Below are 22208 nucleotides of genomic sequence, written 5' to 3'. Positions count from 1 at the left end.
GTGAAGTAGTAGTTGCTGATACAAAAGCAAACTTACAAGCAAGAGTAGATGCAGAATTCGGAGCTTGCCAAGGTAAGAAAGAATTAGCTACATTAGCTAAACAATTAAACTTAGATGCAATCCATGACACAGTTCACGAAATGTGTAAAGATGAAGCTAGACATGGAAGAGCTTTCAAAGGTTTATTAGACAGATATTTTGCATAATTTAAAAATTAAGGAATAATAATGGGCAAATTAAGACGATATTTATATGTTTAATTTGCCCGTACATAAGCTAAATTTAAGCTGTTTATACTAAATTTAATTAATCTAGAGCAATCTGGAGATGATTAAATTGTCCATTTAAAAAATTACTATAAACATTCATCCAAATTAGAAAGAACCTGACCCCTTCAGGTTCTTTTTTTTATTAAAAAACAACATTTGAAATACTTTATTTACCTTAAAAGTAATTATGATACAATTATATAAGGGGGTATTTAGATGAGTGAGATATATAAATACATTATTTTTGCTTTAATAATTATTTTTTCAATGTTATTAACTGAAAAATATATAAAATACAGATGGAAAAAAATCGTAAAAAAAGATATTATAAAATCTTATGGGACAAGATATCATTTAGAAAAAGAGTATGTCTATAAAGATAAAAACAATAAAAGCTTTTTTGAAAATACAAAAGGAGAAAATTTTTATATTGATGATATAACATGGAATGATTTAGAGATGGAATCTATATTTGAAATAATAGGTAATACTAGAACTTCTATTGGAAGAGAAGTGTTATATAAGATGTTAAGAACTCCTAGTTTTAGCAAATCTGAAATTGAAAAGAGAGAAAATTTAATAAAATTTTTAAGCGATAATGAAAAAGAAAGATTTAATATACAAGTAATACTTAGTAGTATAGGATTTGAAAATTCTGCAAGACTTTCAGATTATTTTAAAAAAATAGATGTTTTTATTACTAAGGGATATATATTTGATATTTTAAGATGGAGCTTAATTATATTTATATTTTTATCATTTATAAACTTAAAATTAGTGGTATTATTAGTTTTAAATATAATAGTTAATATTTTCATTCATTTTAGAATTGAAAAATTAGTTCAATATAGAATGAAAGATTATATGTATATGAATATTATGATAAATAATGCTTTAAAAATATATAAGAAAAATATAAAAGAGATAAATGATAAATTTGATAAATTAGATAAATCTTTTAAAAAAGTAAAGGATTTGAGGAATAAAAGAGTTGGTAAAAAAGAAATTAATATAAATAATGAATTAGAGGTAATAGGAGAGTATTTTAAAATTATAACTTTAAGCAAAGTTGTTAATTTTATAGAGGTTGAAAATATAATTAAAAATGAAGGAGATAGTATAAGAGAAATTTATGAATTTATAGGAAGTATAGATTCTTTTATAAGTATAGCATCATTTAGAAAAACAATAGAATATTCAAATCCAAAGTTTGAGAAAGAAAAAATTATAAGTTTTAAAGAGATATATAATCCATTAATTAAGAATCCAATAAAGAATAGCTTAGAAACTAAGGAGGATATATTAATAACAGGATCTAATGCTTCTGGAAAAAGTACTTTTTTAAGAAGTATAGGATTAAATTGCATTTTAGCTCAAACTATTAACACTGTATGTGCCAAAGAGTTTAAAACTAGTTTTTTTAAGATATATAGTTCTATGGCTTTGAGTGATAATATTTTTAAGAATGAAAGTTATTATATTGCAGAAATAAAATCTATAAAGAGAATTTTAGATGGAAGTAAAAGTAAGGAATATAGTATTTGTTTTATTGATGAAGTACTTAGGGGAACAAATACATTAGAAAGAATAGCAGCTTCAACTGAAATATTAAATATGCTTTCAGAAAATGAACAATGTATTTGTTTTGGAGCTACACATGATATTGAACTAACATATATATTAGAAAATAAATTTAAAAACTATAATTTTGAAGAATGTATAGAAGATAATAGAATAAGATTCGATTATAAATTAAAAAAAGGACCATCTAAAACTAGAAATGCAATAAAAATGTTAGAATTAATAGGATATGATAAACAAATTACAGAAACAGCAGAAGAAAATATTAAATTTTTTATAAAAAATAATAAATGGAAAAAGTTGAATTAATTATAAATTAGTATCAAAAGTTTAAAATTTGAATATAAATATATAGTGAATAATATATCTATAAAATTTATATAAAAATATTAGCTATAATAAAATATTAAAAGTATAAAATATATTAAAAATGGATATATTAAAGTTAACTGCTTTTTATATGATAGGAATAATTTATAAGGTAGAGTTAATGTTAAAATTAACATTAAAAATAGAATTAAAAGTGAAAATTTTAAATTTTCAAAATATTTTATGAAAATCTATTGATAAAAAGTTCCTAATCTGTTAAAGTGAAATAGTAGAAATACAGTAAATATTTGAATTAAAGATGTGGTAAATTATAATTTTCTCCTTATTTAGAGAATTTATAAGTTTCAATCAAGTCTTTAAACAAGGAGGAATTTAAAATGGATAAAACAATAGTATGTAAAGATTGTGGAAAAGAATTCTTATTCACTGAAGGAGAACAAGCGTTCTACAAAGAAAAAGGATTTGAAAATGATCCAGTAAGATGCCCAGAGTGCAGAAAAGCTAGAAAACAACAAAGAAACAACAGATAGTTTTGAAATTTACAAGAGACCTTTTTAGGTCTCTTTTTTTATTGTGAAGTTATAAATAATTTTAGCTATTACATAATTAAAAACAAAAGTCATACATCCTAAATTAATTAATACTAAAAAAGCAGAAAAATATTTTTTTGTCAGATATTAGAACATTTAAAAATAAATTGTAGCCATATTAGTTATAAAAAATATATTAGTAGTATAAACATTAATTATAAAAAAGGCGGTGGCATTTTGATTAGAAAAAATATTTACACTAATAGTGATACGTTTGTTTCATCTGCTTATCCAAATGATAATTTTTCAAGTGAAAATTTTTTACTAGTAGAAAAAAAGGAAGAATGGGGATGTAAAGATAAAATTGCAAATTCTTTAATGAAGTTTAATTTAAATATTCACGATTGCGGATGTGGATATAAAATACTTGAAGCTGAATTAAAATTATATGTTAAGAAACTAAATACGAACTGTAGTTGTAAAAATGTTAATATAGATATTTTATATAATGAAGAAAGTTTTAATCCAGAAGTGGTAACTTATAATACTGCACCATCTACTAAATCATTCAAAAAGAACATAATGATTTCAGAGGATTGTGTAGGAAAATATATTTCAATTAAAATAACTGATTTAGTTTCTAAATGGGTTAAAGGTACTATAAAAAATAATGGAATTACTATAGCTATTTCTGATAATTCAATAGGAGAAGTTGTATTTGAATCTTCTAGAGAAATGAATGGACCAGTTTTAAAAGTAGTATGTGAAGATAAAGAAAATTGTTGTTGTCCAGGACCAAGAGGACCGGAAGGACCAAGAGGGCCAGAAGGACCAGAAGGACCTAAAGGAGATCAAGGACCAGTAGGTTTACAAGGACCAGAAGGACCAGAAGGCTTAATTGGGCCAGAAGGACCACAAGGTGAAGAAGGACAACAAGGACCACAAGGACCAAGAGGACCAATAGGGCCAAAAGGTGAAAAAGGAGCACAAGGACCACAAGGACCAAGAGGAGTTCAAGGAGCTAAAGGTGAAAAAGGTGAAGTTGGACCAGAAGGACCAGTAGGTCCAACAGGACCACAAGGATTAACAGGTGAAATGGGACCAGCAGGGCCAGAAGGACCAATGGGACCAGAAGGACCACAAGGACCAAGAGGACCAGAAGGACCAAGAGGATTAACAGGACCACAAGGAAAACAAGGTATTCAAGGTATTCAAGGACCAGAAGGCGAAAGAGGACCAGAAGGACCAGTAGGACCAGAAGGGCCAGAAGGGCCAGAAGGTTCACAAGGACCACAAGGACCAGAAGGTGTACAAGGACCAAGAGGAGAAGTAGGACCACAAGGAGATCCAGGACCAATGGGCCCACAAGGAATACAAGGACCAGTAGGACCTATGGGACCACAGGGATTAGAAGGACCACAAGGACCACAAGGACCAATAGGACCACAAGGACCACAAGGTGAAGATGGAGAAGAAGGACCAGAAGGACCAGAAGGGCCAGAAGGACCACAAGGAGAAATGGGACCAAGGGGACCAAAAGGTGATAGAGGACCACAAGGTGAGATGGGACCAGTAGGGCCAGAAGGGCCAGTAGGACCAGCAGGACCACAAGGTGTACAAGGGCCAGTAGGACCAGAAGGACCAACAGGACCAGAAGGAAAAGTTGGACCAAAAGGAGATTCAGGACCAGAAGGACCAGTAGGACCACAAGGTGAAGAAGGACCAGAAGGACCAGAAGGACCACAAGGGCCACAAGGAGAACAAGGACCTCAAGGAGAACAAGGACCAATGGGACCAATGGGACCAGAAGGACCAAGAGGACCAGAAGGACCAATAGGACCAGAAGGACCAGAAGGGCCAAAAGGTGAAATGGGATGTAGAGGTCCACAGGGAGAAATGGGACCACAAGGACCACAAGGTGAACCAGGACCAAAAGGATGTAAAGGACCAAAAGGAGATCCAGGACCAATGGGACCACAAGGACCAAAAGGATGTAGAGGGCCACAAGGTGAACCAGGAGAAACTCCTACTATTGATAATGCATATATTTGTGCAGATAGATGTCAATTAGTTAATGGACAACATGCGTTAGCTTTAGGAAATAATATAGTTATAAATGGAGATTCAATCTGCCATAGAGAAGGAAGCAGTGTTATAGAATTAAGAGAAAGAGGAGCTTATTTAATTAATTTCTCAACTTCAGCAATAGGAGAATGTGGAAATTTAGCTGAAATAAAACTTGTAGCAAATAAAAACTCTATAGGAATTGCTGCAGCTGAAATTTGTAAGACAGGAATTTCAGTTAATTTAGCTAGCTCAGCTATAGTTGATTTCAATTGTGGTAGCAAAGTTGAATTACAATTAGTAAATTCTTCTAAATGTCCATTAAAATATTGCTTAACAAGAATTACTATAATTAAAATATCATAGAAAGATTATTAGTTTATAAAAGAGACATGCATAATTAAACAATTATGCATGTTTTTTTATATAAATAGTGCAAAAATTATAATAGAGAGATATAATTAAAAAAAGAAAAATTTACAGAAGAGGGAGGGGATGAAAGTGCATTTTTTTTGGTTAACAGTAGTAGTAATATTATTAAATATTATATTTTCACTTTCATTAATATTTATTGAAAGAAAAAATCCAACTACTACATGGGCATGGCTATTGATTTTTTTATTACTTCCTGGTATTGGATTTATAATTTATATAATAATAGGTCAAAACTTTAGTAGACAAAAGTTGTTTAAAGAAAAAGCTATAATAGATGCATATAAAAGAAAATCTTTAAAAGATAATTACTTAAATATTTCAGAAGGAAAAGATGATGGAAGTAGATATTTTGATTTGAGAAAAATGAATTTTAATAATTCTGGAGCAAGATATACGGAAAATAATGAAATTGAAATTTACCATAATGGAAAAGATAAATTTAATGCACTTCTTAAAGATATAAAAAATGCTAAAAATTATATACACATTCAATATTATATTTTTAGGAAAGATGAAATTGGAACAGAAATTATTGAAGCTTTAGAGAAAAAATTAAAAGAAGGAGTTGAAGTTAAATTTTTAGTCGATGCTATGGGCTCACATAAAATGACTAAAAAAAGCTTGAAAAGATATTTAGAGCTTGGAGGAAAATTCTCAATATTTTTCCCAGGAATACTTCCACATATAAATACACGAGTAAATTATAGAAACCATAGAAAAATAGTTATAATTGATGGAGAGTATGGATATGTAGGAGGATTTAATGTAGGAGATGAATATTTAGGAAAAGATAAAAAAATAGGAAATTGGCGTGATACTCATATTAGAATAAGAGGAAAAGCTGTAACAGATTTGGGAGAAAGGTTTCTTCTAGATTGGTGCTATGCTGCAAATGAACAAATAATTGATTTTGATAAGTATAATTATGATGGAGATTTAGAAAAAGGTGATGTTGGAATTCAAATTGTTACTAGTGGACCAGATCATAATGAAGAATATATAAAAAATGGATATGTAAAAATGATTACTAATGCTAAGAAAAATATATTTTTAACTACACCTTATTTTGTACCAGATGATACAATGATGGAAAGTTTAAGAATAGCTGCTTTATCTGGTGTAGATGTTCAAATTATTATACCAGGTCAGCCAGATCATAAATTTATGCAATGGGCAGCTAGTTCATATATAGGAGAACTTTTAGATGCAGGTGCAAAAATTTTCTATTATAATGATGGGTTTGTTCATGCTAAGGTTTTAGTTGTGGATAGTGAAGTTGCAAGTATTGGAACTGCTAATATGGATATAAGAAGTTTTAGGTTGAATTTTGAAGTTAACTCGTTTATTTATAATAAGAAGATAGCTAAAAATGTTGAAAAACAATTTATGAAGGATCTTGAAGTTTCAGATGAGATTACGAGAGAAAAACATGAAAATAGAGGAAGAGGAATTAAGATACTAGAGTCAATAATTAGATTACTTTCTCCAATATTATAAATGTTTAAAATAAATTGAAAAATAATGATAAATTAATAAAAATAAAATGTTTTCATACGAATCTATCTAAAAAATAAAGAAATTAATGACGTAGTAATAAATGTGTGTTAGAATTATAAAAAATAAAAGTAATAATTTGGAAAAGGAGAATTGAAATGAAAAAATTAATAGTAGAATTGACAAAAAATTTTTATAGATTTTTTTACTTTACTTTCTGGGGCTTTTATTTTAGCGCTAGATATTTTTCGTGTAAAAAAATAATAAATTCTACATTAATGAGTATATAAATTTAATTTAAAAATCCAAGAGACTTTTATAACACTAGAGAAATATAAATTTACAAGCTCATCAAAAGATGAGCTTTTTTAATATTAAGGGGGTAGAAATATGATAGTAATTTTAAAACAAAATACTAGTGAAAATGAAATTAATAATTTGACAAATTCACTAGAAGCAAAAGGAGTAGAGGTTAGTAAAGTAAAAGGAAAGGATCTTATTATATTAGGATTAGTTGGGGATACTAGTAAAATTGATCCTTCACAAATTGAGGCGAATAGAAATGTAGAAAGGGTTATGCATGTTCAAGAGCCATTTAAAAAAGCAAATAAAATGTTTCATCCTGAACCTTCAATAATAGATGTAAATGGACAGAAAATTGGTGGAAATAAGATTGCATTAATAGCTGGACCTTGCTCTGTTGAAAATGAAAAACAAATAATAGGAATTGCAGAATCAGTAAAAGGATTAGGAGCAGGATTTTTAAGAGGGGGAGCATTTAAACCTAGAACTTCTCCATATAGCTTCCAAGGTTTAGCTTACGAAGGATTAGAATTATTAAAAATAGCTAGAAAAAAAACTGGATTACCAATAGTAACAGAAATAATGTCACCATATGATGTGGAAAAATTTAATGAAGAAGTTGATATAATTCAAGTTGGTGCTAGAAATATGCAAAACTTTGATCTTTTAAAAGAATTAGGAAAGACAAATAGACCAATACTTTTAAAGAGAGGTCTATCTTCAACTATTGAAGAATTATTGATGAGTGCAGAATACATTATGGCTGGTGGAAATGAAAATGTAATTCTTTGTGAAAGAGGAATAAGAACTTTTGAAACTTTTACAAGAAATACTTTAGATTTAAGCATAGTTCCAGCTATTAAAAAATTAAGTCATCTTCCAATAATTATTGATCCAAGCCATGCGGCAGGAAAATGGTGGATGGTAGAGCCATTATCAAAAGCAGCTATAGCAGTTGGAGCAGATGGACTTATAATAGAAGTTCATAATGACCCAGCTAATGCCCTTTGTGATGGACAACAGTCTATTAAACCTGATGTTTATGGCAAATTATTAGAAGAATTAAGACCGATAGCAAAAGCAGTTGGAAGAGAATTGTAAGAAAGTTTGTTTATAATTAAAAAAGGTTGTAAAATTGATAGGTAATATAGAAAATATAAATTAATTTTATAAAAGAGAAAGGTGGAAGAGTATGGAAAAGCTATTGGTTAACTTAAAGGAAAAATCGTATGAGATAGTAATTGAAAAAGGATTAATAGAAAGAATTTCAGAAAGTGTATTAGAAGTATATAATGGAAATAAAATATTTATAATAACAGATAAAAATGTAGATAAATATTATGGTGAAGTTGTTTCTCGATCTTTAATAAACTCAGGTTTTAATGTTGAAAAACTAGTTTTAGAACCAGGAGAAGAGACAAAATCTTTTAATACTCTTCCTCTTATATATAACAAGCTTTTAGATTTTAAATTAACAAGAAAAGATTTAATAATAACTTTAGGTGGAGGAGTAATTGGAGATTTAGGAGGTTTTGTAGCTTCTACATTTTTAAGAGGTGTGCCTTTTATACAAGTTCCAACATCACTTCTAGCTCAAGTTGATAGCAGTGTTGGAGGAAAAGTAGGAGTAGATTTAGAAAGAGGAAAAAACCTTGTAGGAAGTTTTTATCAACCTAAAAGAGTTATAATAGATCCAAATGTCTTAAATACATTAGAAGATAGATTTTTTAAAGATGGCTTAGGAGAAGTAATAAAATATGGATTAATTAGAGATAAAGATTTATTTGAAAAGCTAGAAAGTTATAAAGATAAGAGAGAAGTTTTAGAAAATATAGAGGACATTATATATACTTGCTGTAATATAAAGAGAATTGTTGTAGAGAGAGATGAGAAAGATTTAGGAGAAAGGATGATCCTAAACTTTGGGCATACTTTAGGTCATGCTATTGAAAAATATTATGATTTTAAATCATATACACATGGAGAAGCTGTTGCAATAGGTATGTATAATATTGCTAAGTTAACTGAAGAGAAAAAATTAACAGAAAATATTTACTCTGAAAAAATAAAGAATGTACTTATTAAGTATGATTTGCCATATGAAGTTAATATAGAAGAAAAAGATGAAATAATAAACACTATTTCTTTAGATAAAAAAAATATGGGGAAAGTTTTAAAAGTTATACTAGTAAGAGAAATAGGTAATGCAGAAATATATGATACTAATTTAGAATTTTTCAAATAAGGAGTAGTGATTATTTTTGGGTAATTATAAGATTAAGCCAAGTAAGTTAAAGGGAGAGGTAAAAATACCACCTTCAAAAAGTATGGCTCATAGAGCAGTTATATGTGCTTCTCTTTCAAATGGAAGAAGTATTATAAATAATATAGATTTTTCAGATGATATAGTAGCAACAATAGAAGGAATGCAAGCTTTTGGAGCTAAAATAAATAAGAAGCATAAGTGTGTTGAAATAGAAGGTATTTTTTCAGAAAATAATTTAGTTAAAATGAAAGAAAATAGAGAGATAGATTGTAATGAGTCAGGTTCTACTTTAAGATTTCTAGTTCCTATTGGAAATTTATTTGAAGGTGAAAATCACTTTATAGGAAGAGGAAATTTAGGGAAAAGACCTTTAGATATATTTTATGAAATATTTGATAAGCAAAATATAGAGTACACTTATAAAGAAAAAGAATTAGATTTAAGAGTAAAAGGTAAGCTTAAGCCAGATATTTTTAATATAAGAGGAGATGTAAGTTCGCAATTTATTACAGGACTTATGTTTATACTTCCTTTATTAGATGGTGATTCAAAAATAAATATAACAACAGAGCTTCAATCTAAAGGATATATTGATTTAACTATAGATGTTATGAAGGATTTTGGTGTAGAAATAATAAATAATAATTATAAGGAATTTATTATAAAAGGAAATCAAAATTATATAGAAAGAGAATATAAAGTAGAAGGAGATTATTCTCAAGGCGCATTTTTCCTTTGTGCAGATGCAATTGGAAATGAAGTTATAAGTTTAGATTTAAAAGAGAATTCTCTTCAAGGAGATATGGAAACTATTGATATATTAAAAAGAATGGGGACTAAATTTAAAAGAGTTCATTCTGCTATTGGAGGGAAAGCAAAAGAGCTTACTGGAACAGTGATAGATGCAAAAGGATGTCCAGATGTTATTCCAATTTTATCTGTAGTTGCATGCCTTTCAAAAGGAAAAACAGAAATTATAAATGCTGAAAGATTAAGAATAAAGGAATGCGATAGATTGAAAGCAATAAAAGAAGAGCTTTCAAAGCTTGGAGGAATAATAGAAGAGAGAGAAAATGGATTAATAATAGAAGGAATAGAGGAGTTTAAAGGTGGAGTAGAAGTTTGGAGTCATAAAGACCATAGAATAGCAATGATGCTCGCAATAGCTTCTACGAGATGTAAAAATACAATAGTTTTAAAAGATTATGAATGTGTTTCAAAATCATATCCTCATTTCTTTGAAGATTTTAAGAGCTTAGGAGGAATTATTGATGAGTGGAATATGGGGTAGAAACTTAAAGGTTTCTATATTTGGAGAATCTCATGGAACTGGAATAGGGATAACTATTGATGGGCTACCTTCTGGATTTGAAATTGATTTAGATAAAGTGAACTTTGAAATGGGAAGAAGAGCACCAGGAAAAAGTCCATTATCTACTGCAAGAAAAGAAGGAGATAATGTAGATATTCTTAGTGGATTTTTTGAAGGGAAAACTACAGGTACTCCTCTTTGTGGAATTATAAGAAATAAAGATAATCGTTCAAGAGATTATGGAAAGCTTAGAGATTTAATGAGACCAGGTCATGCAGATTATACAGGAAATATAAGATACAATGGATTTAATGATTATAGAGGTGGTGGACATTTTTCAGGAAGAATAACTGCGCCTATAGTATTTGCTGGAGCTATTTGTAAGCAAATATTAGAAAAGGAAGGAATTAAAATTACCTCTCATGTAAAAAGTATAGGAAAAGTAGAAGATATTAATTTTAATCCATTAGAGATAGAAGAAGAAATTATGAATAATCTTTTAAATATGGAATTACCAGTTTTGGATAAAAGTGTTGAAGAAAAAATGCGTGAAGAGATTCTTAATGCAAAAAGTGAAGGTGATTCTGTAGGAGGAGTAATAGAATGTGCAATAACAGGAATTAAGGCTGGAGTTGGAAGTCCATTCTTCTATTCAATTGAAAGTGTAATAGCACATCTTCTTTTTTCAGTACCTGCTGTTAAAGGTGTTGAATTTGGAGAAGGCTTTAATATAACTAAGCTTAGAGGTTCTGAAGCAAATGATTCTATGTATTATGATGGAGATCAAGTTAAAACTAGAACAAATAATAATGGTGGTGTTATAGGTGGAATATCAAATGGAATGCCTATAATATTTAGGGCAGGAATAAAACCAACAGCTTCAATTATAAAAAAACAAGAAACAATAAATATAAAAGCAAAGGAAAATGAAGAACTAGTTATTGAGGGAAGACATGACCCTTGTATAGTTCAAAGAGCAATTCCAGTAATAGAGTGTATTGCAGCAATTGGAATTTTAGATTTAATGAAAGAGGTTTAAATATGAATAGTTTAGATAGCTATAGAAAAGAAATTGATAGTATTGATGAAAAGATAACAGAGCTATTTGAAAAAAGAATGGATGTAGTTTTAAAAGTAGCAAATTATAAAAAAGAAAATAATTTACCTATCTTTCATAAAGGAAGAGAAGAATTAGTTATAAAAAAGAATGTAGATAGATTAAAAAATAAAGATTATTCTAAAGAGTTAGAAAAATTCTTTAATGAAATGATGGGAGTTAGTAGAGAGCTTCAGGGAAGAAAGTTAAATAGAAAAAGTGAAATAGATTCAATAAAAGAAAGAAAGATAACAAAAGAAAGCAAAATAGGCTTTCAAGGAGTTAGAGGTTCCTTTACGGAAGAGGCACTTTTAAAATATTTTTCAGAAGAAAATGAATCAATTGCTTATGAAGAGTTTGAAGATGTATTTAAGGCTATAGATAGAGGAGATGTTGATTATGGAATTTTACCAGTAGAGAATTCATCTACTGGGGGAATATCCGAAGTACATGATCTTTTAGCCAAGTATGGCTTTCATATAGCAGGAGAAATAAGTATAAAAATAGAACAACATTTAATGGGATTAGAAGGAGCAACTTTAGAGTCAATTGATGAAGTATATTCTCATAATCAAGGTTTTGCACAATGTGCAAAATTTTTAAAAGAATATGATCATTTAAAGCTTATTCCATTTCATAATACTGCAACAAGTGCAAAATTAGTATCAGATTTAAAAGATGATAGAAAAGCTGCAATCGGAAGTAGAAGAGCGGCAGAAATATATGGGCTTAAAATACTTAAAAGTAATATAAATGATGAAAAAGATAATCATACAAGATTTATAATTATTTCAAAAGAACTTTTAAAAGAAGATGGAGCAAATAAGATAAGTGTTGTATTTTCACTTGAAGATAAACCAGGAAGCTTATCTAGACTTCTTAAAATTTTCTCAGAAAATAATTTGAATATGATTAGAATAGAATCAAGACCAACTAAAAATAGAAATTGGAAGTATTATCTTTATGTAGATTTTGAAGGAAGCTTAGAAAATATAGAAGTTTCAAAGGCATTAAAGACAATAAAAGATAGTAGTGAATATTTCAATATATTAGGTTGGTATAAAAACGGACTTTAGAGTTAGGAGATTAAAATAATGAATTATTATGGATTAGTAGGAGAAAAATTATCTCATTCTCTATCACCTAAAATACACAATACAGTTTTTAAAAATTTATCTATAGAAGGAGGCTATAAGCTTTTTGAAATAGATAAAAATAATATAGATAAACTTGGAGAAGCTATGAAAGTTTTATCTATAAAGGGAGTAAATGTAACTATTCCTTATAAAGAAAAAGTTATGGAACAGTTAGATATAATTTCAGAGGAAGCAAAAGAAATTGGTGCTGTTAATACAATTTTAAATAAAGAAAATAAACTTATAGGTTATAATACTGATTATTATGGTTTTAAGAATATGCTACTAGATAAAAATATACTTGTAGAGAATAAAAAAGTAGTTGTATTAGGTACAGGAGGAGCAAGTAAAGCTGTTGTACAATATTTATTAGATGCAAATGCAAAAGAGATATTTTTAGTAAGTAGAGATATTCAAGGGAAAAAGAGTAAAAAAGGTGTAAAACTAATTGATTATAATATGCTAAAAGAAATTGAAGGATATTTAATAATTAATACAACACCTGTTGGAATGTATCCTAATTCTTCAAATTCACCAGTATCAGAGGAAATAATACAAAAATATGATTGTGTAGTTGATTTAATATATAATCCTATAGAAACAGAGTTTATAAAGATTGGTAAAAAGCTAGGGAAAATAACTTGTGGAGGACTAATGATGTTAGTACTTCAAGGAATAAAAGCTGATGAAATATGGGAAAATATAGAGATAAATAAAGATATAATAGAAGAACTATACACTATATTAAGTAAGGAGTTTGATAAGGAGTAGTCATGTCAAAAAGGTATGAAAAAATTTTTTTAATAGGTATGCCAGGATGTGGTAAAACAACTATGGGAAAAGTTTTAGCAAAAGAATTAAAATATAATTTCTATGATATGGATGACTATATAGAAGAAATGTCAGGGAAAACTATAAAAGAAATTTTTAGTAAATCAGAAGAACACTTTAGAGATTTAGAAACTGAAGCTTGTAAACATCTAAATAAAAAAAGAAGAAGTGTTATTTCAACTGGTGGAGGAGTTATTAAAAGAGATGAAAATATAGATATTATTAAAGAAAATTCATTAGTAGTATTTATAAATAGACCAGTTGAAAAAATAATAGAAGATGTGGATATAAACTCAAGACCTCTTTTACAAGGTGGAAAAGAAAGATTATATAATCTTTATAATGAAAGGATTTATAAATATAAAAAGGCCGCAGATATAGAAATAATCAATGAAGGCTTTATAAGAGATACAATAGATTCCATAAAAAGAGAGGTAAAAGGAAAAATTAAGGAGTGAAGCTATGAAAATAATGGTTATAAATGGGCCTAACTTAAATATGTTAGGTGTTAGAGAAAAAGATATATATGGCTTAGACAACTTAGAAAGTATAGAAAAAATGGTAGAAGAAGAGTGTAAAAAGAGAATGCACACAGTTGAATTTTTTCAAAGTAATAGTGAAGGTGCAATAATAGACAACATTCATAGAGCTTATTTTGAAAAATTTGACGGGATAATAATAAATCCAGGAGCTTATACACATTACAGCTATGCAATACATGATGCAATAAAAGCTGTAAATATAAAAACTGTAGAGGTACATCTATCGAATATACATAGCAGAGAGGAGTTTAGAAGTAAGTCAGTAACTGCTAGTGCTTGTATAGGACAAATATCAGGATTTGGGAAAATAGGATATTTACTTGGAATTTATGCATTAGAAAAACAAAATTAAAAACTAGGATGAATATAGGTTTTTTAAATGGACATAGTTAAATGCTTTTATTTGGAGAATAGAAGTGTTATAGGAGGAACAAACAAAGATGATAATAATAATGGATCCAAAGACAGAAATACAAAATATAAATAAAGTACAAGAATGCATAGAAAGTAATGGATTAGGTGTATATTCTTCACGAGGAGAAAGTTACTTAATAATTGGAGTAATAGGAGATTCAGGGAAACTAGATTCAAATAAACTTTTAAGATTTGATGGAGTGCAAAAAGTATTAAAAGTAGAAGAACCATTTAAAAAAGCAAATAGATTGTTTAAACCAGATGATACAATTGTAGATATAGAGGGAAGAAAAATTGGAGGAGGAAATCTTGGAATAATCGCAGGACCTTGTTCAGTTGAAAGTGAAGAACAAATAATAAAAATAGCTAAAGATATAAAGGCAGCAGGAGGAAACTTCTTAAGAGGTGGAGCTTTTAAACCTAGAACATCACCATATAGTTTCCAAGGATTAGAGCTTGAAGGATTAGAATTATTAAAAAAAGCTAAAAAAGAAACTGGGCTTCCAATAGTTACAGAAATAATGTCTACAGATTATATAGATCAATTTGTAGATAATGTTGATGTAATTCAAGTTGGGGCTAGAAATATGCAAAACTTTGATCTTTTAAAGCAATTAGGTAAAACAAATAAGCCAATACTTTTAAAAAGAGGTCTTTCAGCTACTATAGAAGAATGGATAATGTCAGCAGAATATATATTAGCAGGTGGAAATGAAAATGTAATTCTTTGTGAAAGAGGAATAAGAACTTTTGAAACATATACAAGAAATACATTAGATTTAAGTGCAATACCTATGGTAAAAAGATTAAGTCATTTACCTGTAATAGTTGATCCAAGCCATGCAGGAGGATATTGGTATCTTGTTGAGCCACTTGCAAAAGCTGCTATTATGGCTGGAGCAGATGGATTAATGATAGAAGTTCATAATGATCCTAAGAATGCTTTAAGTGATGGACAACAATCAATAAAACCAGAGAACTTTAGAGCATTAATGGATAAAATAAAAGTTTGTGCAGAAATAGAAGGTAAAATTATAAAATAGAAATTTTTAAGGGGTATATTAATGAAGATTTTAATTGTAGGATTAGGAGTAATAGGTGCTTCTTTTGCGAAAGGTTTAAAAGAAGCAAACTACAATGAGGTTTATGGTTTAGATATATGTAAAGATACTTTAGATAAAGCTAAAAAAATGGGGATAATAAAAGAAGGATTTATAAATAGTGAGGATATTCTAAAAGAAAGTGATTTAGTAATCCTTGCTATATATCCTAAATTAGTTTTAAAATTTATAAGAGAAAATATAAATAATTTTAAAACTGGAACTGTAATAACGGATGTTACTGGGATAAAAGAAATGCTTATGGATGATATTTTAAAAATACTTCCTAATAATATTGATTTTGTATTTGGGCATCCAATGGCTGGACGTGAGAAAAAAGGGATAGATTTTTCTTCAAATGAAGTATTTAAAGGATCAAATTATATAATAACTCCAACTAAAATAAATAAAGAAGAAAATATAAAGCTAATAGAAAAATTAGCAAAAGAATTAGGCTTTAAGAAAATAAGGCGAATAACTCCAAGTTATCATGATAAGATGATTGCTTTTACAAGTCAACTTCCTCATGCACTTGCAGTTGCACTTATAAATAGTGATGAAGAAGGAAGAGATACAGGTTCATTTATTGGAGATAGTTATAGAGATTTAACTAGAATTGCTAATATAAATGAAGAATTATGGAGTGAACTTTTCCTGGGAAATAAAGAAAATTTGATTCAAACAATAATAAATTTTGAAAAAGAATTAGATTTAATAAAATATGCTATCATGAATGAAGAAAGAGAAACATTAATAAATTTATTTGAAAAATCTTCTGAGAGAAGAGAAAAATTATAAATTATTTAAATAGCTAAAAGATAGTTAGAAAAGTATATAAAAATAGTTTGGATATTTCTGAAGAAATATTTAGAATATTTACCAAAAAATACTTTTATAAATTTTATCTTTTAGCTATAATTTTATCTAAAGAAAAATTAAATTAACGTTATGAAAGTTTAATAAATAATAAATAAGGTATAAATTTTAAGTAATTTTGTATATATAGTGTATAATTAATTTATGATAATTAGTTAAGAAGACGTAAATACGGAGGAATGAAATGAAGAGAATAGAAGAGGTTCTAAAAGGCTTAATTGAGTTAAGTGGAGCAGAAAAAAGAGGAATATCTGCAATTGAATTAAGCCAAACAATGAAATTAGATAGAGCAACTATAAGCAGATATTTAAATGATTTATTTAAGGAAAATAGATTAACTAAAATAGAAGGAAGACCTGTACTATATAAAGCTATAGAAGATAATTCAAATACAGAAGAGGAAATAAGTATTGATTTAGAAAAAAATTGTTTGGATTCCTTAGTAGGCGCAGATGCCTCTCTTCAAATACCAATCCAACAAGCTAAAGCTGCTATATTTTATCCTCCAAATGGTTTGCATACTTTAATTTTAGGAGAAACAGGAGTCGGAAAATCTATGTTTGCAGAAGCAATGTATGGATTTGCAAAAGAGTCCAAAACTTTAAGTGAAAACTCACCTTTTGTAAGATTTAACTGTGCAGATTATTCAGAAAATCCACAGTTACTTATATCACAAATATTCGGTGTTAAAAAAGGAGCTTTTACAGGTGCGGACAAAGATAGAGATGGACTTTTAAAGCAGGCTGATGGTGGAATAATATTTTTAGATGAAATTCATAGATTATCTCCACAAGGACAAGAAATGTTATTTACTTTTATAGATAAAGGAAAATTTAGACCACTTGGTGAAAGTGAAAAAGAAATAAGTGTAAAAGTTCAAATAATAGCAGCTACAACAGAAGAACCAAAATCTTATCTTTTAAAAACATTTACTAGAAGAATTCCAATGACTATTACACTACCGCCATTGAAAGAAAGAACTTTAAAGGAGCGTTATGAGCTTTTAGAAGAATTTATAAAAAATGAATCTTTACGTTTATCACAAGATATATATTTCGATAAAAATGCTTTAATATCATTTTTATTATATGAATGCACAAATAATATAGGACAACTTAAAAGTGATATTCAATTAGCTTGTGCAAAAGCCTTTTTAAATTATAAATCAAGAAGTAAGAGTATAATAATGGTTGAACAACAGGATCTACAATCTAATGTTAAAAGAGGAATAATGAGACTTAAAGACAATAGAAGTGAAATAGAAGAATTGTTTAATAATTTAAGTGATATTATTTCTTTTTCTTATAAGAAGAAAAACAATAAGGTTTTTGAATTAAATGAGGCAGTTAAGAAAAATGATATAGAATTTTTCTACAATGTAATAGAAGAGAAGGTTGATGCTTTAAAAAAGGAAGGGCTTGATGAAGGTCATATAAAAAATATTTTAAATGTGGATATAGATGAATATTTTAAGAAGTACATGAGCACATTTAAAAGTAATTTTAGAAAAGCAGAAATCTTAAAAATTGTAGATGAAAAAGTATTAGATATAGTTGAAAAAGGTTTAGATTATGCTTCAGAAAAATTAAATAGAGAATATGATGAAAAAATTTATTATGGATTAGCTCTTCATATGCAAGGAAGTATAGAGAGAATAAGAAATGGAAATAGAATTTATCATCCAAAACTTAACTATATAAAATCTAAGTTTAAAGATGAATTTATGATAGCTATGGACATAGCAAAAATTATAGAAGATAAATTTGGAGTAGATGTAACTCTTGATGAGATAGGATATATAACAATGTTCCTAAAATCAAATGGAAGTGATCCAAGCAAGGATATTGAAAAAAATGTAGGAGTATTAGTCATAATGCATGGAAAGGCAACTGCAACTAGTATGGTTGAAGTAGCAAATACTCTTATAGGAGAAGAATATGTTGAAGCTTTAGATATGCCACTTACTATGAAAGCAGAAGTTATGCTTGAGAGAGTAAAGAAAAAAGTAATAGAAATAAATCAAGGTAAAGGGGTAATAATATTAGCTGATATGGGTTCTCTTGTTAATTTTGGAGATATTATCAAAGAAGAAACAGGAATTGATATAAGAACTATTGATATGGTAAGTACTATTACAGCTATAGAAGTTGGAAGAAAAGCTTTATGTGGTAGAGATATAGATTCTATATATAGATCATGTAGAAATATAAATATTTATTCTGATAGAGAAAATAAAACAAAGAGAGTGAAGAAAGAATTAGCAATTGTAACTACTTGTTTTACTGGAGAAGGTTCTGCAGAAAGATTAAGAAGTGTAATAGAAGATAAAATATATATTAAAGATAAAGTAAGAGTTATTCCTATAGATATAATGGATAAAGAAAGATTCTTAAATAATATGGAAGAATTAAAAAAAGACTATACAATAGTTGCAATAGTTGGAACAGTAAATATGTATTTTGAAGGAGTTCCATTTATATCAGCTGTAGAAGTATTTACAGAAGAAGGAATAAATAGATTAAATTCTCTTGTAAGTGAAGAAATACAATATATAAATGTTAGTGATTCATTAAAGAGCCAAATTAAAGACATAGATTCATATATGTTAGTTGAGGAAATAAAAACTATTTTATCTAATATAGAAGCAGGCTTAAATGTTAATATATCAGCTGATGTAAAATTAGGAATAGTGATGCATATTTGCTTTTTAATAGATAAGCTTAAAAGTGGTGGGTTAGAAACTCCGTTTATAGGCTTAATTGAATATAAAAATGAAAAAATTAAAGAATTTACAATAATTAAGGGTGCTTTCAAAAGAATTGAAATGGAGTATAATATTAGTATAGGGGATAATGAAATAGGACATATTGTTAGGATGGTTTTAAACAATAAACAATAAGTGTGCTTAATTAAAAAATAAGTGTGTAAAATAAATTGCACTCTAATATTTTATGGACAAGTTAAAAGAAACGGCTATATATAAGGGTTTGAGAGATTATCTTTCAAAAATAAAAAGTATTTCATTTTTGGCATAGTATTTGCTATAGATATAAGTATACAAAAGAAATTAAATTAAAATTAAAATACAAAGGAGTATTAAGAATTAAATTCTTAGTTCCTATAAGGAGGAAAATATTATGAAAAATATATTATTAGTATGTTCAGCAGGGATGTCAACAAGTCTTTTAGTTACTAAAATGGAAGCAGCTGCAAAAGCAAAAGGTGTAGAATGTCATATTGAAGCTTTAGCAGAAGCAGATGCTCACAAAAAATTAAATGAAGTTGATGTTCTATTATTAGGACCACAAGTTAGATTCTTATTATCAAAATTCAAGAAAGAAGCTCCAGCAAACTTACCAATAGAAGTTATTGATACAGTTGCTTATGGAACAATGAATGGGGCAAAAGTTTTAGATAGAGCTTTAGAATTAATAGGTTAATTTTTTTAATAAGTGGAGCTAAAACTCCACTTTTAAAATGTGATATAAATATTAGATTTTGAAAGAGGTAGAGGATATGGAAGAAATAATTATGAATTTAATAATGTATAGCGGAGAGGCAAGAAGTTATGCTATGGAAGCTATGCAAGCAGCTAAAGATGGAAAAATAGACGAAGCAAGAGAATTACTAGGAAAAGCTACTGCTCAATTAACAGAAGCTCATCACTCACAAACAAAATTAATTCAAGGTGAAGCTGCAGGAAATAAAACTGAAGTTTCTTTACTATTAGTACACGCACAAGACCACTTAATGACAACTATGACATTAAAAGATATTGCTGCTGAAATCATTGATATCAGAGAGCAATTATTAAATAAATAATAATACAATAAAGATAAAATATAGATAAGTATATAAATCAAAAAAGAGAGGAAGCCACCTCTCTTTTTACTTTTCATTAAATTCTTTTATAATTTGATAAATAGTTTTTGAAGTAGTATCTTTCATAGAATAACCCAAAAGAGAAACTATAGTTTCTAAATTTTCTTCTGAATCAGTTTCTATTTCTATATAAGGGAAAGGGCAGAAAGCTTTATCATTAATATCAATTTCAACTAATCCATTTTCTAATTTATAGCTTTCACGATATTTTTTTATAGATTGGTGTAATTTTAAACCAAGAGATTTAAATATTCCTTCAGCCATAGTTTTATCACTTACTATTACTTCGTTTTCTTCCATTTCCTTAAATTTACCTTGAGATAAAAGTTTTTTAGTAGTCATAAAAATAATTTCTTTTTCATTTAATCTGTCATAAACAGTTCTTATTCTAGCATATCCTTTAGCATTTAAAAGTCTACCATCAGAAAAATCATATATATCATTTATTTGATCTTCAACTTTAACTTTTTGTGCATTTAATTCTTTTAGTCTTTTTCTAAGAGCTTCTAAATCTATGTCTATAATTCTAGTTTCTAATTCTTTTGCCATAAAAAAATCCTCCTAAATAGTTTTCTTAATTTTTACTATACTATATTTGGCTTCTAATTTTAATTATAAAAAGAATATTTTTAGAAATTTTCATTTAAATTTATGATAGAATAATATTTAGATTGTTTTTTGGAGGAAGTATAACATGGAATATGTAAATGATATAAATGTAAATGAAGCTGTTATTCATATTTTAGATAGTAATGGCGGAGATCCAATACTAAATGAATATTCTTTAGATTTAACAGATGATATATATAAATTTATTTTTAAGCATATAGATAAATGTCTTAAAGACGAAGAATTAAAATATGCAATTTTTAATCCAGAAAGAAGTATAGTTAAAGAAGTATGCCAAGACTATTTAAATGGTATAGATAATAATCTTATAGAGCTTTCTAAAGAGCTTGCAAGACAAATGTTTGCAATAATGAATGGGAACACTAATATACCATCATGTGATCTTATTGTAGCTTCTATAGTTACAGATAAAGGACCTATGATAGCTATACTTAAAATGGATTATGTTAAGAATTTTACTCATCATATAGATTTTATTGATGAAAAGATAGGAATAGAAATAGTTCCTCAATCAGCTGGATTACCAGGAAGTGGGCAAAAAATTCAGAAAGCAGCTTTTATAAAGCCAATAAGAGAGGGTGAACATTTTAATCTTATGGTTTTAGATAAGCAAAGAAAAAGTAAAAAAGATGAAGAATATGGAGCAAATTATTTTATAAATAATTTTTTAGGTTGTACAGTTATATCAAATGAAAGAGACATGACTAAAAACTTTGTTAATGCAGCTGAAGCATGGACAAGAGAGAACTTCAGCGAAGAGCCAGCTAAAGCAATGAAAATACGTGATGCAGTTAAACAGAAATTACGTGATGAAGAATCTATAAATATAGATGAGTTTTCACAAGAAGTTTTTGGAGAAGATAAAGAAAATGTTAAAAACTTTAGTAGCTATATAAAAGACCAAGGTGTAGAAGAAGTTGAAATAGATAAGACTTGGGCAGAAAAAAAGCTTAAAAAGATTAGATTAAAAATAGATAATAGTATTGATTTATACATAGATGAACAAGATTATTTAGATTCTTCTAAATTTGAAGTTACTAGAAATGGTGATGGAACAGTTAATATGACAATAAAATTTGTAACTAATTATATAGAAAAATAAAAAATAAGACATCTC

The 22208-nt window shown here is 27.9% G+C and carries 20 protein-coding genes; 19 read left to right on the top strand and 1 reads right to left on the bottom strand.

Translation table 11 applies throughout. From position 1 onward, the window contains the following. The 18 genes from CLTHE_RS05190 to CLTHE_RS05105 form a co-directional block, all read left to right on the top strand. Positions 1-206: ferritin family protein (locus tag CLTHE_RS05190; RefSeq protein WP_479723343.1), on the top strand; the 206-nt coding region annotated here is incomplete at its 5' end. A 279-nt stretch (positions 207-485) separates the two neighbouring features. After that, positions 486-2159, top strand: coding sequence for a MutS-related protein (locus tag CLTHE_RS05185; protein ID WP_080022309.1), 1674 nt, complete (start codon positions 486-488; stop codon positions 2157-2159). A gap of 398 nt (positions 2160-2557) precedes the next feature. Continuing rightward, positions 2558-2710: a zinc-ribbon domain-containing protein gene (locus CLTHE_RS05180; protein WP_002598388.1), complete on the top strand. Its 153-nt coding sequence runs from the start codon at positions 2558-2560 to the stop codon at positions 2708-2710. A 237-nt stretch (positions 2711-2947) separates the two neighbouring features. Beyond that, positions 2948-5140, top strand: coding sequence for a DNRLRE domain-containing protein (locus CLTHE_RS17105; protein WP_080022308.1), 2193 nt, complete (start codon positions 2948-2950; stop codon positions 5138-5140). Between the two features lie 129 nt (positions 5141-5269). Further along, a complete protein-coding gene (gene cls, locus CLTHE_RS05170) occupies positions 5270-6706 on the top strand; it encodes a cardiolipin synthase (RefSeq protein WP_080022307.1) in 1437 nt (478 codons plus the stop codon). Between the two features lie 387 nt (positions 6707-7093). Continuing rightward, positions 7094-8107 carry a 3-deoxy-7-phosphoheptulonate synthase gene (gene aroF / locus CLTHE_RS05165; RefSeq protein WP_080022306.1) on the top strand — a complete coding sequence of 338 codons (1014 nt, stop codon included), beginning with the start codon at positions 7094-7096 and terminating at the stop codon, positions 8105-8107. Between the two features lie 91 nt (positions 8108-8198). Continuing rightward, a complete protein-coding gene (aroB, locus tag CLTHE_RS05160) occupies positions 8199-9251 on the top strand; it encodes a 3-dehydroquinate synthase (protein ID WP_080022305.1) in 1053 nt (350 codons plus the stop codon). A gap of 16 nt (positions 9252-9267) precedes the next feature. Further along, complete coding sequence (gene aroA / locus CLTHE_RS05155) at positions 9268-10563, top strand: 3-phosphoshikimate 1-carboxyvinyltransferase (RefSeq protein WP_080022304.1); 1296 nt, start codon at positions 9268-9270, stop codon at positions 10561-10563. Next, positions 10544-11623 (top strand): chorismate synthase, encoded by a 1080-nt coding sequence (gene aroC / locus CLTHE_RS05150; RefSeq protein WP_080022303.1) that lies wholly within the window; start codon positions 10544-10546, stop codon positions 11621-11623. Before aroA ends, aroC begins: the two co-directional genes overlap by 20 nt. Before the next feature lie 2 nt (positions 11624-11625). Beyond that, the gene (gene pheA, locus CLTHE_RS05145) at positions 11626-12756 is read left to right on the top strand and encodes a prephenate dehydratase (RefSeq protein WP_080022302.1); all 1131 of its coding nucleotides are present in this window, start codon (positions 11626-11628) and stop codon (positions 12754-12756) included. Positions 12757-12774: 18 nt separating this feature from the next. Next, the gene (gene aroE / locus CLTHE_RS05140) at positions 12775-13587 is read left to right on the top strand and encodes a shikimate dehydrogenase (protein WP_080022301.1); all 813 of its coding nucleotides are present in this window, start codon (positions 12775-12777) and stop codon (positions 13585-13587) included. A 2-nt stretch (positions 13588-13589) separates the two neighbouring features. Then, on the top strand, positions 13590-14105 hold the full coding sequence (locus tag CLTHE_RS05135) for a shikimate kinase (protein WP_080022300.1): 516 nt from the start codon (positions 13590-13592) through the stop codon (positions 14103-14105). 4 nt (positions 14106-14109) lie between these two features. After that, entirely contained in the window at positions 14110-14541 is a 432-nt protein-coding gene (gene aroQ, locus CLTHE_RS05130; RefSeq protein ID WP_080022299.1) for a type II 3-dehydroquinate dehydratase, read from the top strand. An 88-nt stretch (positions 14542-14629) separates the two neighbouring features. Next, on the top strand, positions 14630-15646 hold the full coding sequence (aroF, locus tag CLTHE_RS05125; protein ID WP_080022298.1) for a 3-deoxy-7-phosphoheptulonate synthase: 1017 nt from the start codon (positions 14630-14632) through the stop codon (positions 15644-15646). 21 nt (positions 15647-15667) lie between these two features. Then, entirely contained in the window at positions 15668-16501 is an 834-nt protein-coding gene (locus CLTHE_RS05120) for a prephenate dehydrogenase (protein WP_080022297.1), read from the top strand. A 262-nt stretch (positions 16502-16763) separates the two neighbouring features. Beyond that, a complete protein-coding gene (locus CLTHE_RS05115; RefSeq protein WP_080022296.1) occupies positions 16764-19478 on the top strand; it encodes a sigma-54-dependent transcriptional regulator in 2715 nt (904 codons plus the stop codon). Between the two features lie 238 nt (positions 19479-19716). Continuing rightward, entirely contained in the window at positions 19717-20019 is a 303-nt protein-coding gene (locus CLTHE_RS05110) for a PTS sugar transporter subunit IIB (protein ID WP_002598372.1), read from the top strand. 76 nt (positions 20020-20095) lie between these two features. Continuing rightward, positions 20096-20401, top strand: a complete 306-nt coding sequence (locus tag CLTHE_RS05105; RefSeq protein ID WP_080022295.1) for a PTS sugar transporter subunit IIA — start codon at positions 20096-20098, stop codon at positions 20399-20401. A 66-nt stretch (positions 20402-20467) separates the two neighbouring features. On the opposite strand, the gene CLTHE_RS05100 is transcribed toward CLTHE_RS05105, so the two are convergent. Next, positions 20468-21010: a class IV adenylate cyclase gene (locus CLTHE_RS05100; RefSeq protein ID WP_080022294.1), complete on the bottom strand. Its 543-nt coding sequence runs from the start codon at positions 21008-21010 to the stop codon at positions 20468-20470. Positions 21011-21155: 145 nt separating this feature from the next. Between CLTHE_RS05100 and CLTHE_RS05095 the strand changes: the two genes are divergently transcribed. After that, entirely contained in the window at positions 21156-22193 is a 1038-nt protein-coding gene (locus CLTHE_RS05095) for a nucleoid-associated protein (RefSeq protein ID WP_080022293.1), read from the top strand. Positions 22194-22208 lie beyond the last annotated feature (15 nt).

It is taken from the genome of Clostridium thermobutyricum DSM 4928, from assembly GCF_002050515.1.
Lineage (GTDB): Bacteria > Bacillota > Clostridia > Clostridiales > Clostridiaceae > Clostridium > Clostridium thermobutyricum.
This window is presented reverse-complemented; position numbering and strand designations above follow the sequence as displayed.